This is a genomic window from Bradyrhizobium sp. 2TAF36 (genome assembly GCF_052114925.1).
In the GTDB taxonomy this organism is placed as follows: domain Bacteria; phylum Pseudomonadota; class Alphaproteobacteria; order Rhizobiales; family Xanthobacteraceae; genus Bradyrhizobium; species Bradyrhizobium barranii.
The window spans coordinates 197584-213961 of the sequence record NZ_JBFRFR010000001.1 but is presented as its reverse complement, the minus strand read 5'-3'; the positions used below and the strand labels follow the sequence as shown (position 1 = coordinate 213961).

Genomic DNA, 16378 nt, shown 5'->3' with positions numbered 1-16378 from the left:
CGTCGTCAGAGGCGGACCTCTTACAGCACGTAGCCACCATCGATGGTGAGGCTGGCGCCGGTCATATAGCCGGATTCCGGGCCCGCCAGATATGACACCAGCGCGGCGATCTCGCCGGGCTCACCGACGCGCTTCAACGGAACGATCTCTTTCAGCCGCGACACCATCGTGGCCGTCATGTCGGTCTCGGTCGGGCCCGGCTGGACGTTGTTGACCGTGATCCGGCGAGGCGCCAGGTCGAGCGCAACGCCGCGGACCAAGGAGGCAACGGCGGCCTTGGTCATGGCATAGACGCTGCCTCCCGGCGTCCCTGTCCGGATCGCCGTGTTGCTCCCGATCGTGATGATGCGGCCGCCGTCACGCATCTGCCCGGCTGCCGCCTGGATGGCCAGAAAGACGCCGCGGATATTCACATCGAGAATGAGGTCGAGGTCTTCGAGGCTGAACTGCTCGACGGGACCGAGGCGGAGAATGCCCGCGTTGACGACGACCGCATCAAGCACCCCAAGCCGGCTCACGGTCTCGGCAACGGCCGCGCGGATCGCGGCGGGATCGGCGCTATCGGCCTTGATCGCGACGGCCTTGCGGCCAGCGTTCTCGATCGCGGCCACGATTTCGGCGGCACTGTCCGGTCGCGACACGTAGGTTAGCGCGATATCGAACCCGTCCCGTGCGAGACGGACCGCGATCGCGGCGCCAATGCCGCGCGCTCCACCAAACACCAACGCGACTTTGCTGCTCATTTGCTCTCTCCTTATTTGGAACGATCGTTCCAGATTTGACCAAAAAAATTACCCGAGGGCGCGCAATGCGATGGCGCCGAGCGCCCGTAATTGGCGCGGCCTGGCGCCACCGCGCGCGGCGATTCGAATACCGGCAACATTCGCCAGCAGAAACTCGGCTGCGTCGTCGGCGTCGAGATCCCGCGCCACGTCGCCGTCCGCCTGCGCTTCGCACAAGCGTTTCGAAACGGCGCCCTGGAGCGCGCGGCCTGACGCCGCATGGATGCTGGTGAGGTCATCCCGCGAGCGGCCGAACTCGCTGATCGAGCCGATGCCCAGGCAAGCCTCGTTCGCGTCGCGAACGACGCGGTCGATCATCGCCCTGAGGCCGTCAATCGCGCGCGGCGGCGCCCGCAGCGCGGCAAGATGGGCTTCGACCTCGCTGGCCGCGTAGCGGCGCACCGCGGCGCAATAGAGTTGCCATTTGTCGCCAAACGTATCGTAGATGCTCTGGCGGCCGATCCCCATGGCGTCAACAAGCATCGGCGTCGAGGTTCCCTCGAAACCGTGCTCGCGAAACGCACCGATCGCGGCATCGAGCGCCTCGTCCTGATCGAATTCCTTTGTCCTTGCCATGACACGACAATAGTTATTCTGGAACGAATAGTCAATTATAAAATACGGCGACATTGCCCGCGACATGGCGGGAAGCAGATCGGGTGATGCCTGGCTCGGCGGCCTAGTGGCGACGCCGGAATGACGACGGCGGCCGCTTGTAGGTCGCGACAAATGCATCGTTGAATCTGCGAACGCTGCCGAAGCCGGCGGCGAAGGCGATCTCCGCCAATGTCATGCTGGTCTGGTCGATCAGACGCTTGGCTTCCTGCACACGGCGTGTCGCGGCGATCTCGCTCGGGCTCGCACCGGCGTGGCGCATGAACAGGCGGAGCAGATGGCGCGGTCCGACTCCCAGGACTTCCGCAAGGTCCATCATCGACGCGCGATCTAGGAATCCGTCATTGATCAGGCGCATCCCGCGCGCGACGGTGGTGGCCGTTCCCATCCAGGCCGGCGATCCCGGCGCGGTTTCCGGCCGGCAGCGCAGGCATGGGCGAAATCCGGCGCGCTCGGCGGCAGCGGCGGTCRCATAAAAGGTGACGTTCTCCGAGCGCGCCGGGCGAACCGGACAGACCGGCCGGCAATAGATGCGCGTCGAGCGAACGCCGGAGAAGAACAGCCCGTCGAACGCGCGTGCCCGCGCCAGCCGCGCCCGATCGCAGGTGTCCCAGTCGAGATGCGGCGGCAGCGTTTGCCGATGTGCCGAGCCTGTTGCCATGGCGGAAGAATAGTTTCATCGCAGCCCGCCGAGTAGCTGGAATCGGACTCGATCGGGCGATGAGGTCCGAATCCAGCCAGCCTGCGCCACCACGCCGGATCATGGTCCCGGTCCATCCCGGAGCAGATTCGCAATGCACACGCAGGCGCAACAAACGACGTCAGGACAAACCACCCTCACATTCGAGATCGGGCTCCTGCTCCTCCTCTCACTGATCTGGGGCAGCTCGTTCACGCTGATCAAGGTCGCAATCCCGACGATCCCGCCGTTCACGATGGTCGCCGCGCGCGTGACGATCGCGGCCATTCTCCTGATCGCGATCGCGCGCGCTCAGGGGCACGCTCTTCCGGCCCGGGGACCGGTGTGGGCGGCTTTCTTCGTGCAGGGGCTGCTGCAGAGCGCGCTGCCGTTTACCCTGATCAGTTGGGGCGAGATGCATATCGCAAGCGGTCTCGCCGGCGTGCTCAATGCGACCCCGCCGATGTTCGTGCTCGCGATCGCGATGATGACCGGACGCGGGCGGCAGGCGATCAGCAGCCGGAAGATCATCGGCGTCGCGCTTGGTCTTGCGGGCGTCGCGGTCACGATCGGAATCGATGCGCTGTCCTCCTTGGGCACGACGGCCCCGCTGGCGCAGGCCGCCGTGCTCGGCGCAAGCCTCTGCTACGCGCTCGCACCGATATGGGGGCAGCGGTTCTCCGGCTTTCCCGCCACCGTCACCGCGGCCGGCGCCATGAGCTGTGCCGCGATCCTCATGGTCCCTGCCGCACTCGTCCTCGAGCGACCCTGGACGCTGGCACCGACTTCGCACGCGGTCGCGGCCGTCGTCGGCCTCGCGGTGGTCTGCACGGCGCTCGCGATGGTGATCTATTTCCGCTTGATCCGCACGCTCGGCCCACTCGGCGCAACCAGCGGCAGCTATCTGCGCGCGGGCTTTGCGGTGGCGCTCGGCACGGCATGGCTCGGCGAACGCTTCACCTGGTCGGCCCTTACAGGCATGACGCTCATTCTCGCCGGGGTCATCGCCATCACGATGCCCCAGCCGGCGCAGCGCCGTGGTCTCGAACAGTGACGGTGCCTGCGGGGCGGTCTCTTGGACCGCCCCCGAGTCGCCGTTGCAGATCAGGCGTGATTGACCTCGACGACCTCGCACAGGATCGTCTCGGCCTTCGACAGCGCCGCAAGGCTYCGGATGTACGGCGCAAATCGCGGATCCCGGCGAAAATTCTCGATGTCCCCTGCGCTTGCCCATTGCGAGTAGTTGATCGCGCGCCGGCCCTCCTTGCTGGCGTGGACGCTGGACGAGATGAACCCGGGCTGCTTGCTGAAGAAGGCCTCGGTGCCCTCCTTCAGCAACTGAACCAGCTTTTGCTGGTTGTCCGGCTCGACCGTGAAGACGTTGACGAGGGTCGTGACGTCGCTGCCGGTGCGAATGGTCGCTTCCATTTTCGAACTCCTGTTCTGGCTGTGGGACGGCGCCGCTTGCGCGACGAGCAAGACGCCCGCTCCGAGGCCGGTGGCAACGAAGGCACGACGCGACGGCTCAGGTCTGGTCCGGGACATTGATATTCTCCTGTTGCGGAAGATCGGCTGGCCACTCGACCGGCCAACAGCGCTGAGACGAACGAGGCAGCAGAACGAAGACAGCTGGTGTGAAATTTTTTCTCGACGGCTCAATCGCCCCGAGCGTAGGCGGCGCCGGGAATCCGGGCCGGCAACATCCTGACCGGCTCCCGGCGTTGCCGATGCGCGCGAACTCTGCTACCCGGAGCGCGCCGAAAAAGGCATGGCCGGATTGGTAAGCCCGGCCTGTTCCTGACTTGCCAGGAATTCTGCCACCGTCTCCACGGTAGGACCCACGGCCGGACAGAGTGACGCGATCGTCACGCTGCTCGGCGGGTCATGTCATCGTGTCATCTCGGCCGCCGTTCAGTGTGGAATCTCGTTCTGTCCGTTCCTTCACCTGAACGGAGCCCACCTATGCGACTGCAACATCTCAACCTCGTGACCTCGGACGTCACCGCGCTTGCCGCCTTCTTCGAGCGCTTCTTCGGCTTTGCACCCTATGCCTCGCGTGGCGAAGCCCTCGTCGTCCTGCGCAACAAGGAGGATTTCGTCCTGACCGTGATGCGCGGCAGGACGGGCGAGCCGGCCGACTATCCCGCCAATTTCCATATCGGCTTCTACTACGACGAGGCGGCCGAGGTGGAAGCCAAGCACGCCGAGCTAAAGGCCGCGGGCCTCAACCCGAGCAGGATCGCCTTCATGGACCGTGGCGGCGGCGCGCGCGTCCCGCACTTCTATGTCACCGCGCCGGGCCATGTCCTGGTCGAGGTCTGCACCCCGCCGGGAGGGCTTTCGCCGTAGGCGGACGACGAGGCACCGGCCGTCGTGCCAATGAGCGAGCCGCCAGGGCCGGACACTTCCCGGTTGCAAAACACGCGCCGTACGGCATGGTTATGCCTGATGCCCGCCAAGACCGACCACGACAAGAGCAAGCCCGAGGACGCGCCGCACTATCACGGCCATCGCGAACGGCTGCGCGAGCGCTTCTACAGCGCCGGCGCGGATGCGCTCAGCGATTACGAGTTGCTGGAGATGGCGCTGTTTCCGGCGCTGCCGCGGCGCGACACCAAACCGCTGGCCAAGACGCTGATCAAGATTTTCGGCTCGTTCGCCGAGGTCGTCCACGCCCCGGTGGCGCGCTTGCGCGAGGTCGACGGCATCGGCGAAGCCGCGATCCACCAGCTCAAGCTGATCGCGGCGGCAACGCACCGCGTCGCCAAGGGCGAGGTCAACAGCCGCAACGCGCTGTCGTCCTGGAACGAAGTGATCGATTATTGCCGCTCCAGCATGGCCTTTGCCGACAAGGAGCAATTCCGCCTGCTCTTCCTCGACAAGCGCAACCAGCTCATCGCCGACGAGGTGCAGCAGACCGGCACCGTCGACCACACCCCGGTCTATCCGCGCGAGGTGATCAAGCGCGCGCTGGAATTGTCGGCGACCGCGCTGATCCTGGTGCACAATCACCCCTCAGGCGATCCCTCGCCGTCGCAGGCCGATATCCAGATGACGAAGGCGATCATCGACATCGCCAAGCCGCTGGGAATTGCCGTGCATGACCACATCATCGTCGGCAAACAAGGTCACGCCAGTCTGAAGGGACTGAAGCTGATCTAAACGACGTCCCCTCTTGGGGGCTAAAGCGGACCTTACCGCGAACCTCGCCAAACGACGCGATTGCCCCAGAGCAGTCATCAATCCCGCCGGCAACTCGAGGTTGTCCAGAGAGCACGGCGTGGATCCGTTGGATCAGCATTGTTGTCCCATGCGTGACTCGTAAGCGACAGCGGTCGGGATAATGGATTGCTGCCGCGATCGCCACAGATGCGGCGTCTTCGCACAACAATTCTGGTGCTCGTTGCCTTTCGCGATCGCGTGTGATCGGGCGCAACAAAATGGAACTGCGCAAGCCTTTGCGATTACTTGCCGGTCAGGCGCCGCGTCGGCACCCTCTGCGAGCACGGGTGCTTTCCGTTGTTCTGCCTTGCGTGATTATCATCGCCGCACCGCAAGCGGCCCGCGCTCAATGTACAACTGATCCTGTCAACGGCGGCATCCTTCAGAACGGCGGAACCTGCGTAGCCAATAGTCCGGTGAGCACCGGTTTCAACATCGCGGTCAGCGCGTTGAACGGCGCAAACGTGACGACCAATGGCACGGTGACGGCCAATGGTGGTGGAACAGGAATCCAGGCCACCACCAACGCCACGGTCACCGCAAACGCAAATGTAACCGCCGCCAGCACTGGCCTGATTGCGAACACCGGCGGCACGATCATCATTAATGCGATCACCCTGGCGAATTCTGGCGGCGGCGGCGCGGCCATGATCGCCACCACCGGCACGATCATCGCAAATAGCACGACCGTGAATTGGAACGGCGGCGCCGCGGTCGGGGTGGGCGGGGTAGTGCAGGCCACGGCGGGAGGTCTGATTCAATTCACACCTGGCTCGTCGATCAATCTCAGCGGTGGCTTCGGCAAGTTGATGACCGCCGACGGTGCGACAAGCCAAATCATCGCCAATGGTCTTTCCGTGAACATGGGTGCTTCGGGCGGCATGACCGCGGCTACGGCGCAGAACGGGGGGAGTATCCAGCTTGCGAGCGGCAGCAGCATCACGTTCGCCGGAGGCGGCGGGAATACCGGCCTATCGGCAACAGGGGCCAACAGTTCGATCACGGCGACCGATCTGAGCTTGTCGGTAGGTAATGGCGGTGGTGATGTCGGTGTGAACGCCGCGTCCGGGGGCCAGGTGACGTTGACGCGCGGCTCCGTTACCGTTCCCGGCATTGGCGGCGGGGAGATAGGACTTCGGGCGACGGGGGCGAACAGCCTGGTTACCGCAAACGATGTGGTCGTCAGCGTGACGGGAGGCGGTGGAAACGCTGGAGTGAATGCGACGACTGGCGGCACCGTTACGACGAGTGGTGGCTCGGTGTCCGTCGTCAACGGCGCGGGCGGGCTGCTGCAGAACGGCGGCAACGTAACTATGACCGGAACCGACGCGACCGCGTCAGGAAATGGCGGCTTCGGCTTTCTGTTCAACGGTACCGGAAACACGTTGCAGTACAGCAACGCCACCATCGTGGCCAGCGCCGCCTCCTTCTCGGTGCAGGGCGCCGCGGCCAACATCAGTCTTAGTAATGCCGTCGCAGTAACAAATAACAACACCCTGCTCGAAACGGTGTCTGGAGCCAGCACGACGTTCAACGCACAGGCATCGACCTTGCGAGGGGTGATCACGACGGCGGCCGGCGGCATCAGCACAGTCACCCTTGCGCAGAATACCGTCTGGACGATGACGGGCAATTCGAACGCAACCAACCTGACCAACAACAGCAGTGAGATCATCTTCACCCCGCCGACCGCGGACCCCACACAACTGTCGAGCTACAAGACGCTGATTGCGAATAACTATGGGGGCGCAGGCGGCTCGATCACGCTCAATACTTTTCTCGGCAACGACACTTCGCCATCCGACAGGTTGGTCATTAACGGCGGCGCAGCGACGGGCTCGACAGCGCTCAGAGTATTGAACACGACCGGTCCCGGCGATCAGACCGTTGCGAACGGCATCCTTTTGGTGCAGACCGTCAACAACGCCACCACGGCGCCCGGCGCTTTCTCACTCGCCGGCGAGGTGCGCGGCGGCGCTTATGATTACTTCCTGTTTCGCGGCGGCATTAACGGCAATGCGCCCCAGGATTGGTTTCTGCGCTCGACTTTCGATTCGGGGCCGACACCCCCGGACCCGCCGATTATCCCGCCGCCGATCCTGCCGCCCGATCCGCCTCCGGACGGGCTGCCGCCCGGCACCTACCCAATCATCGGGCCTGGACTTGCAACCTACGGGTCCGTTCAACCTATGGCCCGGCAAATCGGCCTCGCCACGCTTGGTACGCTCAACCAGCGAGTCGGCGACACGATGACATTGTTGAATGCGGGTACCGACCCTGATGGCTGGGGCCGGTCAGACTGGGCGCGCGTTTTCGGTCAGCAGATCAACGGCCACTACCAGRCCTTCGCCGACCCGCGCACCGATGGCTGGCTGGCGGGCTTCCAAGGCGGAATCGATCTCTGGCGCGGCAGCACCATCCCCGGTCACCGCGACTCTGCTGGACTTTACTTCGCCTATATCCAGGCGCGGGCCGACGTGACCGGGCTGGTCACAAACCCGGCGGCCACTGGCTACATGCTCACCCACACCGGGACCAACGACATCCAGGCTTACTCGGCCGGCGGCTACTGGACACACTACGGTCCGACCGGCTGGTACCTCGACGCGATCCTGCAGGGGACGCTCTATCGTGGCAACGCGACGACGCAATTCACGCAATTGCCGCTCAAGGGCGCCGGCTTCGTTGCTTCGCTGGAGACGGGCTATCCAATCCCGATGCCGCTTGGCCCAGGCTTCGTGCTCGAGCCGCAGGCCCAGATCATCTGGCAACGGGTCTCGTTCGACGAAGCCAATGACGGTCTGGGCCCGGTCGGGCTGGGCACGACGTCGGGTCCGATCGGACGGCTCGGCCTGCGCGGGCAGTGGAATACCACGAGCAGCAACGGGATGCTCTGGCAGCCTTATGCAGGCATCAATTACTGGCGCAGCTGGGGCGCGGGAGCGGACACCACTTTTGGCATCGATCAAGTGCTGCTGCTGCAGAAGATGCAGACGGTCGAAACCTTCGTCGGCTTCACCGGCAAGCTCGACAAGAGCTATAGCGTCTATGCTCAATTCGGTTATCAATTCGACGTCGGCAGCACGGTCAACGCGGGCCCGCAAGGCGCCAAAGGCACCGCGGGCATACGCTACAGCTGGTGAATATGGTTCCATCAAGCTGCTTGCGATCTCTACGCGCAGCGAGGCCCGCATTCCGCGGCCTGCCGTATACACTATGTGCATGTCCGGATGCGGCCCTGTTTGAGACATGCCGACCGACCTTGAGAATGTCCGCGAACCGAGGAAGACCGGAAGTGGCCAGCGCACAAGGCAGGCCGCTTCCATGCGGCCGTCTTCGCTTGGTCACGAATGACCCGGAATGGCAGCCTACAACGCGCCGATCGCCTCGGCTAAAGCATGATCCGGAAAAGTGCGCAGCGGTTTTCCCTCGCGACAAACGCGGAGCGCGTTTGCGCGGAGATCATGCTCAAACAACAACCTAAAGCGCGATGACGATTCATCCCAATCTCATCGCGCTTTAGGCAAGATGACTGGCCAGCCGGAAGGTCTCTCAGCGAGCTCGGCAGGGCGGGCCGATGATCACTTCCTTACGGCAGCGACCCTCTAAGGTCCGCGACACCAAAATCTACCGTGGCTCCGCCACCGTTCTCAGAAGTCGTCTGGGTGCGGGCCTCGCTGTGCGCTGACACAGCGATGACCCGGTCGCCTTTCTTCTCCGCCAGTCCGACATTTCGAGCGAGGATCGCGCCAAGCAAAAGCATCGTGACCATCAGCCCGCTCACGGACGCAGTCACATAAACATTGTACCAATTGCGCATCACTACACCACCCATGCGCATCGCCCCGGCCCGATGCAACATGCGTCGTTGAGTCGTTAGGCGATTTGGTGGCGCGGCAGTGGCGTTCTGGAGTTCACCTCACTTGTTACGCGGTGGCGGCCACTCGTTGCAGGTTCGTGGCGAGCGGATTGCTTTGAGCAGCCTTTCCTGTGGACCGCCGCACTTCCATCACAGGAGGCAGCATGGACTCAGGCATACTCCGAAATTGCGCGGCTTGCTCTCCCGGCCGCGCGGATCTGGCCTGGAGCCCCGGCTGGTAAGGTCGGGGCTCTCTTTGGAGCGGCTCTCTGAGACCGTTCAGCTTGGCCTCGGGCGGCGGTCTTCGTTCTGCCAGTCGCCTAAGCCACTAACCCGATCACTAGCTCCGTCAGAACTGCTGACGTTGCCATCCGCTTCCGGGATTTCAGCGCTGTTGGTCTGGATCAGAAATAGCTGTTTCTGCATCTCGACGAGGCGCACGCGGCTATATTGCCACCGGATAAAGCCGCAGCCGCGCCGTGCTAATTGTTGCGCGCAGCTCAAATGACGACAATTCCGGGCTGCATCGTGCGCGTCGGACTGAAGCATCACTTGCGCTGATCTGTTTACGGCGACTTCCGCTTCTGGCCCGTCTCGGACCTCACGACGCCGAAGCAGAATGTCCGCCACTGAGGTGAGAGCTGAAGTCCGCTGATGGTCCCTAGTGAGTGAAATGGCTTATAAAGGCGCTTCCACGTGTTAACGTGATCATCACGAACGATCACTGCTTACAGTCCCCTGTCTACGTCCCCTGCTACTACCCCACCTAAAAAATCTATTGTGTGTTCAACGCATTACGTGAAGCGATAGATTCATCCACAACCACCCCTCGGGCGATCCCTCACCCTCGCAGGCCGACATCCAGATGACGAAAGCCATCATCGACATCGCAAAGCCGCTCGGCATCGCGGTGCACGACCACATCATCGTCGGCAGAAGCGGGCATGCCAGCCTGCGCGGGATGCGGTTGATCTAGAGCCTCAAATCAGATGACAAGGACACAATGAGCGACTGGCTGCACAATCTGCCGGTGCCCGTGATGGCGCTGGTGATCTTTGGATTCACGTACCTGCTCGCGGCGGCCATCTTCGCAGGCATCGCGAGGGCTGCGACGGAGAAGCGCGCGAAGTCGCTGAAGGCGATCTCGCCGGGCATGCTGCCGGTGCTCGGCATCATCTTCGGCCTGTTCGTCGCCTTCATCGCCGCGCAGGTCTGGGGCGACAGCGACCGCGCCAGCGCCGCGGTGAGCCGCGAGGCCAGTGCGCTACGCAGCGCCGTGCTGCTGGCCGCCGGCTTGCCGGCGGAGCAGGAGACGAAGCTCCGCGGCCTAGTGCACGACTATGTCGGCCAGGCCGTCGCGGTGGAATGGCCGATGATGGCGCATCAGGAAGTGTCGCTGAAGGTCACGCCGCCGGCACTTGCCGAAGCCCTGCAGTTCGTCGTCGCGATGACGCCGCAAGGCCCGGGGCAGGCGAATGTGCAGCGCGAGCTCATCGCCGCGCTGGAGCAGGCGCTGGACGCGCGGCGGCAGCGGATCATCGTCAGCCTCGCCGCGGTGAACCCGGTCAAATGGTGGTGCCTGTATCTCCAGGCGGCCTGCGCCCTATTGGTGATCGGCCTTGTTCATTGCGACAACCGGCTGGGATCGGCGATCGCGATGGGCCTGTTCGCCACCGGCGTCGCCACCTCCGTGCTGCTCATCGCTGCGCACGACCGGCCGTTCGCCGGYCAGATCTCGATCCAACCGGAGCCGCTGCTCCAGATCATGCCGGCAGACCCCGGCAAGAGTTGAGCAGAGCGGCTTGCCCCGCGAGAGAGCATCTCACCGGACGAACTGCCACCCCTTCGGCGTCCAGCGCAGCAGCGTGCCGGACAGCGGCTTCGGCGCGCGCGCCATCATGTTCCTGGCCAGCGTCCGCAGCGCGTCGATCGCGGCACTGCTGTCTTCGCTTGCATAGAGCACGAGATCGGCCGACGGCGCCGCGACGATCAGGACACCGCCCTGGGCCTGCGCGAGCGGCGCCCAGCTGTCGACCAGCGCGAGCCGGCTGGTCTGATAATAGTCCCCCGTCAGCGTGCCGAATTGTCCTGACGGGACCGCTTTTGCGACCGTCGTGAGCGGCTTCACGCTGCTGCGCAGATTGGCGATGGCGATGTCGAAGACCTGGTCCTGCGTCAAGCCGAGCGCGGCACGATCCTTGTCGTTGAACACCCTGACCGCCCGCGGCGAGTCCAGCACCGGGACGATCACCAGCCCCTCCGCCAGGGGCCGCGTCAGCGCCGGGCCGCGCGCATCGACCTCCCGAAGCGCCTGCCGCATGTAGTCAGCCGAGCGTACGACCACGCGAAGGGCTGCTCGGGTCGGCGGATCGTTCCGGCTGCTCGCCGTTGCCTTGACGCCGCTGACATAGGCGCCGATCTCCCTGGCGCAGCCGCCGGTGTTGGCCTTGCAGAAGGCGTAGATGCGGTCGAGGTTGGTTTGCAGAGGGCCGACCGACAGCGTCAGCGGTCCCTTGATCACGACCGGGGTGTCACGCATCTCGGCGCGGATGCGCTCGGCCACGAAAGCCGTAAACGCCGGTTCGTCGGCTGGAATCTGTTGCGCCCGGGCAGTCCCGGCCCCGACCAGATCGCTGGCCACGACCGCGGCGATCAGCCACCGGCATATGCGAGATCGGATGCTCATGCGAACCACCGGCTCGGGAGAGCGGCTCGCCGGCCGATACTCACCCCTCCGCGTCCAATCTACTGCCGGCCGCCATCGATCCTGCGACGCCGGCGGCTGATCGATCAATAGCAATAGCGTTGGCTGACCCGGACGTAATAGCCGTCGGGACGCTGCATGTAGCAGCCGCGCTGATAGGCGTAGTAGCCGGAGCGGCGACGCTCGCCCTCGGAGGCGATCGCAGCGCCCGTGCCGGCACCGACGACCGCGCCGATTGCAGCGCCGCGTCCGCCGCCGATCGCGCCGCCGAGGATCGCCCCGCCGACACCGCCGATGATCGCGCCGCCGATGGCATCCTGGGCCGCAGCCTCATGCGCCGGCATCACCATCGCGACCGTCAGACATGCCGCGATTCCAAAACTTCCAATGCGAAGACCTCGAAGCATGCTCGCTCTCCCTGTGATGAGCCAGTCATAGCGACGGAAGCGGATTCGGACCAGACAAATAGCCGGCGGCGCGGCTCACGACGCTGCGCGATGGCGCCGGAGGCGCAGCGCGAAGACGGCTCAAACCATGCCGCGAGCGATGCACAGGCCGGCCAATCGGACGTCAGGGATAGATCCAGCGCTGCACGGCCTCGGCGGTATCGGCCGGCGTGGAGTTGAAGCAGATCGCGGCGTCAGGCGCCAGTTGATGGACGAGGTTGAGCACCTTCTCGAACAGCAGCAGGCGCTCCTTCGGTTCGCGCAGGCCCGCGCCGATCACGATGCAGTCGAAGCGCTCGTCGCGCATCGCGGCCGTGACGCCGGCTTCCGCGGTCGCGTCGAGATCGATCAGGCAGCTCGTGACCTCGTAACCGAGATCACGCAGGCGCAGCAATTGCGCTTCGATATGATGGCGCACGAGCTCCGGCGTGAGCTGCGGAAATGCGCTGTAATCCGCACTGCCGGGTTCGATGCCGATCGCGAGGACGCGCTTGGCCATGCAGGGCTCCCTACCGCATCGTCTAAAATGCTAACGGACGAACGACCATGCCGGTTCCCCCACTGCCGGGGCGCGCTGCCGGCGAAGGCGCGGGTCCGATCCTGCGGCACATTTTCCCGCCCAGGCTGTAAGCCATTTCACATGCGCCGGGCCGGCAACCTGCCACATTTGCCGGAAGATCACGTTGGAGTCACACCCGATCACGGCACCTGGTCCATATCTGACTTGCACGAAATTTCGATAATTCATCAATTTTCGGGAGCGGAAGATGGTCTCATTCGAGAGTCTGAAAAGCGAGTACGAGCGGAATTGGGCCGATCTCGAGATCCGGCCTTCCCGCCTCGGCGACGCGAATGGCGTCGCGCGCAAGGCGATCAACGGCAAGGCGACCTATCAGCAGATCGAGYGGTTGACCGGAGTCCCCTGGTATTTTGCCGCGCTCTGCCACTACCGCGAATCCAACTTCGATTTCGACACCTATCTCGGCAACGGCGAAACGCTTCATCGCGTGACGACCATCGTTCCGARGGGGCGCGGCCCCTTTACCACGTTCGTGGACGGCGCCGTGGACGCGTTCAGAATCGAGAACTTCATCGGCGCCCACGACTGGGGCATCGCGCGGATGCTGTTCCGGCTCGAGGCGTTCAACGGCTTCGGCTATCACTCGAAGGGCTGCAATTCGCCCTACCTCTATGGCGGTTCGACACTGTACGGCCCGCCCGAGGCGAGGGCCGGCAAATTCGTCCGCGACCACGTGTTCGACTCGAACCACGTCGATTCCCAACTCGGCACGGCGGTGATCCTGCATGCGATGATGTCGCTCGATTCCTCGATCACCCTCGACGGTAGCCCGCAATTCGCCGGCCGCACCGAGCCCGAGGACGATGCCGCGTCGACGATTGTTCTGATGCAGCAGGCGCTCAACAAGCTCGGCGCCAATCCGCCGCTCGTCGAGGACGGCATCAGTGGACCGAAGACCGGGGCCGCGGTCTCRCAGTTTCAGCAGCAGAACGGCCTGAGGGATACCGGGCTTCTCGACGGGGCCACGGTCGCGGCGCTCACGCGTGCAACGCAGGCGGGAGGCTCCCTGCCGAGTGGCGATATTTCCAAGGTCCTGAAGCGGCTGGAAGACCTCGCACAGTTGCTGCGACCGGCAGCCGGCGGCGTAACACCGGGAACGACGACACCGGGCAATACGCTGCCCGCCACCAACGATCCGATCAGCCTGTTCGAACGGCTCTTCTCCCTCATCAACAAGACGGCGCCCGTGCCAGGACCGGTCAGTCCGACCAACCCGGCCCCCGTCGATCAGTTGAAGCAGGTCGTCGACCTGCTCAGCACCTTGCTCAACAAGGACGGCAAGCCCATGCTCGGCCAGGTCAACGGCGCGCTCGGCGAGACCATCGGCAAGCTGCTCGACGGCAAGAAGACGGCACTTGGCATCGGCGGCTCGGTGCTCACTGCGCTGCTCTCTTCGGTGACCGCGAGCCCGAATGCAGGCGGTATTGCCGGACTGCTCGGAACGATCGTATCGGCGGTGCCGGGCCTCGGCCAGTTCGCGATGCCGATCTCGCTGGCGCTCACGGCCTGGGGCGTGCTCGGCAAGTTCGAGAAGTGGGCGCAAGGCACCGCGCCGCCGCCGAAGCCGACGACGTAAAGCCGTTTGCGTCTTCAGCCGTCGGCATTGGCAATAGCTGCCGCACGCCGCTCCATCAACACGCGCTCGCGCGCATTGTTCGCGAGACGTGCGGCGGTCTCGAACGATAATCGCGCCTCGGCGAAGCGGCCGAGCTTCTCCAGGAGGTCGCCGCGGACGGAATGGAGATGGTGGTAGGCCCCGAGCGCCGGTTCGTCAGCGATCATGTCCACGAGATCGAGACCGGCCTGCGGCCCTTCGGCCATGCCAAGCGCGACCGCCCGGTTGAGCTCGATCACCGGCGAGCGCACCAGCGCCGCAAGCTGGCCATAGAGCTCCGCAATGCGGCGCCAGTCGGTGGCAGCGGCCGTCTCCGCCGTCGCGTGACACGCGACGATCGTGGCCTGCAGCGTGTAGAACCGGCCGGCACCACCGAGCTCGCGCGCGCGATCGAGCGCGCGAAGGCCGCCACCAATCTGGCGCCGGTCCCAGAGCCTGCGGTCCTGGTCCATGAGCAGGATGGGCTCGCCATCGATGCCGGTGCGCGCCTGCTTCCGCGCGGCATTCAGCTCCATCAGCGCCATCAGACCGTGGACCTCGGGCTCGAGGGGCGCGAGCCCGACCAGCACCCGCCCCATGCGCAGAGCCTCGTCGCAGAGCTGCGGCCGCAGCCACTCCTCGCCGCCTGAGGCCGAATAGCCCTCGTTGAAGATCAGATAGACGACCTCGAGCACCGAGGCGAGACGCTCCGAAAGCGCCTCGCCGCCCGGGATCTCGTAGCTCAGGCCCGACCGCGACAGCGTGCGCTTGGCGCGGACGATGCGCTGGGCGATGGTTGCCTCCGTGACCAGGAAGGCGCGCGCGATCTCGTCGGTGGTCAGGCCGCAGATCATGCGCAATGCCAGCGCCGCGCGGGCCTGCCGCGGCAGCAGCGGGTGACAGGCCGTGAAGATCAGCCGCAACCATTCGTCACCGATATCGTCGTCGAGGGCGGCGTCGAAATCCGGCATCGCGTCCTGCTCCTGCATCAGCTCGTGCGTCAGCAGGTCCTGCTTGCGGGTGAGCATTTTTGCCCGGCGCAGATGATCGAGCCCGCGGCGCTTGGCCGTCGCAACCAGCCAGGCGCCGGGATTGTCCGGCACCCCGCTGTGCGGCCACGCTTCCAGCGCTGCGACCAGAGCGTCCTGGGTCAATTCCTCCGCCAGCGGCACGTCGCGCAGCATGCGCGACAGCGTGGCGATCAGCCGTGGCTGCGCGACGCGCCAGGTTGCGTGAATCGCGGCGCGGATCGCGTGATCGATGTCGGCGGTCGTCATCGCCGCCGACCAGAGCCCTTTCCGTTCCGATGGAATCGGAACGGGGCTCTAGATTCTTGTTTTGACGCGTTTTCTTGACGCGAAACGGTATTCACTTCGCGAGAAAACGCTCCAGGACGAGCGGTGGTGTCCATCAGGCGTGGGCAGCCACCCTGGACTGCGCGTCGACCTCGCAGGCCATGTCGGCGCCCGGCGTGGCGAATGCCCGTAATTCGCAGGTCCCCTCCCAGCCCGGCATGTGATCGAGATGCAGCTGCATGAATTCCTTCGCCATGGCCACGGCTTCAGCCTTGTCGCGCAGCTCGAAAATGGCATAGCCGCCGATGACTTCCTTGGCCTCGACGAAGGGGCCGTCGATGACGCTGAGTTCGCCGTCGACGATTCGCACCCGTGCGCCGGTCGCAAGCGGCATCAGGCCGCCATTGTCGATCATTCGACCGGCCTTGATCTCCCGCTCGGATATGTTCTGCATAGCCTCCATCAGCGCCGGGCTCGGGGCAGCCATCGGCTGGCTGGAGGTGACGATGTACATGAAGCGCATGAAAAACTCCCTTGGCGAGCAGCAGCCGCTCCGGCTGCAAACCGGCTCGCTATGGATGTGACGATTGAGCCTTGGCTAA

General features: G+C 64.7%; 16 protein-coding genes and 1 pseudogene. 7 read left to right on the top strand and 10 right to left on the bottom strand.

Features of this window, described 5'->3' with window-relative positions:
• Positions 1-20: 20 nt before the first annotated feature.
• The 3 genes from AB4Z51_RS01025 to AB4Z51_RS01015 all read right to left on the bottom strand — a co-directional run bounded on the left by AB4Z51_RS01025 (position 21) and on the right by AB4Z51_RS01015 (position 2058).
• Positions 21-743, bottom strand: a complete 723-nt coding sequence (locus AB4Z51_RS01025) for a 3-oxoacyl-ACP reductase family protein (protein ID WP_441496860.1) — start codon at positions 741-743, stop codon at positions 21-23.
• Positions 744-791: 48 nt separating this feature from the next.
• Entirely contained in the window at positions 792-1358 is a 567-nt protein-coding gene (locus AB4Z51_RS01020; RefSeq protein WP_441496859.1) for a TetR/AcrR family transcriptional regulator, read from the bottom strand.
• A 103-nt stretch (positions 1359-1461) separates the two neighbouring features.
• On the bottom strand, positions 1462-2058 hold the full coding sequence (locus tag AB4Z51_RS01015) for a bifunctional transcriptional activator/DNA repair enzyme AdaA (RefSeq protein WP_441496858.1): 597 nt from the start codon (positions 2056-2058) through the stop codon (positions 1462-1464).
• Positions 2059-2191: 133 nt separating this feature from the next.
• Here AB4Z51_RS01015 and AB4Z51_RS01010 point away from each other — a divergent pair, with 133 nt between their 5' ends.
• Positions 2192-3130 (top strand): DMT family transporter, encoded by a 939-nt coding sequence (locus tag AB4Z51_RS01010; protein WP_441496857.1) that lies wholly within the window; start codon positions 2192-2194, stop codon positions 3128-3130.
• 50 nt (positions 3131-3180) lie between these two features.
• Here AB4Z51_RS01010 and AB4Z51_RS01005 read toward each other — a convergent pair whose 3' ends face one another.
• Positions 3181-3621 carry an antibiotic biosynthesis monooxygenase family protein gene (locus AB4Z51_RS01005; protein ID WP_441496856.1) on the bottom strand — a complete coding sequence of 147 codons (441 nt, stop codon included), beginning with the start codon at positions 3619-3621 and terminating at the stop codon, positions 3181-3183.
• A gap of 417 nt (positions 3622-4038) precedes the next feature.
• On the opposite strand from AB4Z51_RS01005, the gene AB4Z51_RS01000 reads away from it, so the two are divergent.
• From AB4Z51_RS01000 to AB4Z51_RS00990, 3 genes are all read left to right on the top strand, one after another.
• Positions 4039-4425, top strand: a complete 387-nt coding sequence (locus AB4Z51_RS01000) for a VOC family protein (protein WP_441496855.1) — start codon at positions 4039-4041, stop codon at positions 4423-4425.
• A gap of 99 nt (positions 4426-4524) precedes the next feature.
• Positions 4525-5238, top strand: coding sequence for a RadC family protein (radC, locus tag AB4Z51_RS00995; RefSeq protein WP_441496854.1), 714 nt, complete (start codon positions 4525-4527; stop codon positions 5236-5238).
• 278 nt (positions 5239-5516) lie between these two features.
• On the top strand, positions 5517-8441 hold the full coding sequence (locus AB4Z51_RS00990; protein WP_441496853.1) for an autotransporter family protein: 2925 nt from the start codon (positions 5517-5519) through the stop codon (positions 8439-8441).
• 446 nt (positions 8442-8887) lie between these two features.
• Here the strand turns inward: AB4Z51_RS00990 and AB4Z51_RS00985 are convergent, their stop codons facing one another.
• Positions 8888-9133, bottom strand: a complete 246-nt coding sequence (locus tag AB4Z51_RS00985; protein ID WP_441496852.1) for a hypothetical protein — start codon at positions 9131-9133, stop codon at positions 8888-8890.
• 838 nt (positions 9134-9971) lie between these two features.
• On the opposite strand from AB4Z51_RS00985, the pseudogene AB4Z51_RS00980 reads away from it, so the two are divergent.
• Both AB4Z51_RS00980 and AB4Z51_RS00975 read left to right on the top strand, forming a co-directional pair.
• A pseudogene (locus AB4Z51_RS00980) lies at positions 9972-10133 on the top strand (JAB domain-containing protein); the annotation flags it as partial.
• A gap of 27 nt (positions 10134-10160) precedes the next feature.
• The gene (locus tag AB4Z51_RS00975; RefSeq protein WP_441496851.1) at positions 10161-10949 is read left to right on the top strand and encodes a bestrophin-like domain; all 789 of its coding nucleotides are present in this window, start codon (positions 10161-10163) and stop codon (positions 10947-10949) included.
• 30 nt (positions 10950-10979) lie between these two features.
• On the opposite strand, the gene AB4Z51_RS00970 is transcribed toward AB4Z51_RS00975, so the two are convergent.
• The 3 genes from AB4Z51_RS00970 to AB4Z51_RS00960 form a co-directional block, all read right to left on the bottom strand.
• Positions 10980-11843: a hypothetical protein gene (locus tag AB4Z51_RS00970; RefSeq protein WP_441496850.1), complete on the bottom strand. Its 864-nt coding sequence runs from the start codon at positions 11841-11843 to the stop codon at positions 10980-10982.
• Between the two features lie 104 nt (positions 11844-11947).
• Complete coding sequence (locus tag AB4Z51_RS00965) at positions 11948-12268, bottom strand: hypothetical protein (protein WP_441496849.1); 321 nt, start codon at positions 12266-12268, stop codon at positions 11948-11950.
• A 163-nt stretch (positions 12269-12431) separates the two neighbouring features.
• A complete protein-coding gene (locus tag AB4Z51_RS00960) occupies positions 12432-12806 on the bottom strand; it encodes a hypothetical protein (protein WP_441496848.1) in 375 nt (124 codons plus the stop codon).
• A gap of 268 nt (positions 12807-13074) precedes the next feature.
• On the opposite strand from AB4Z51_RS00960, the gene AB4Z51_RS00955 reads away from it, so the two are divergent.
• Positions 13075-14463, top strand: a complete 1389-nt coding sequence (locus AB4Z51_RS00955; RefSeq protein ID WP_441496847.1) for a peptidoglycan-binding protein — start codon at positions 13075-13077, stop codon at positions 14461-14463.
• A 14-nt stretch (positions 14464-14477) separates the two neighbouring features.
• Here the strand turns inward: AB4Z51_RS00955 and AB4Z51_RS00950 are convergent, their stop codons facing one another.
• Positions 14478-15758 (bottom strand): RNA polymerase sigma factor, encoded by a 1281-nt coding sequence (locus tag AB4Z51_RS00950; RefSeq protein WP_085402673.1) that lies wholly within the window; start codon positions 15756-15758, stop codon positions 14478-14480.
• Between the two features lie 133 nt (positions 15759-15891).
• Complete coding sequence (locus AB4Z51_RS00945; protein WP_441496846.1) at positions 15892-16299, bottom strand: YciI family protein; 408 nt, start codon at positions 16297-16299, stop codon at positions 15892-15894.
• Between the last annotated feature and the right edge of the window lie 79 nt (positions 16300-16378).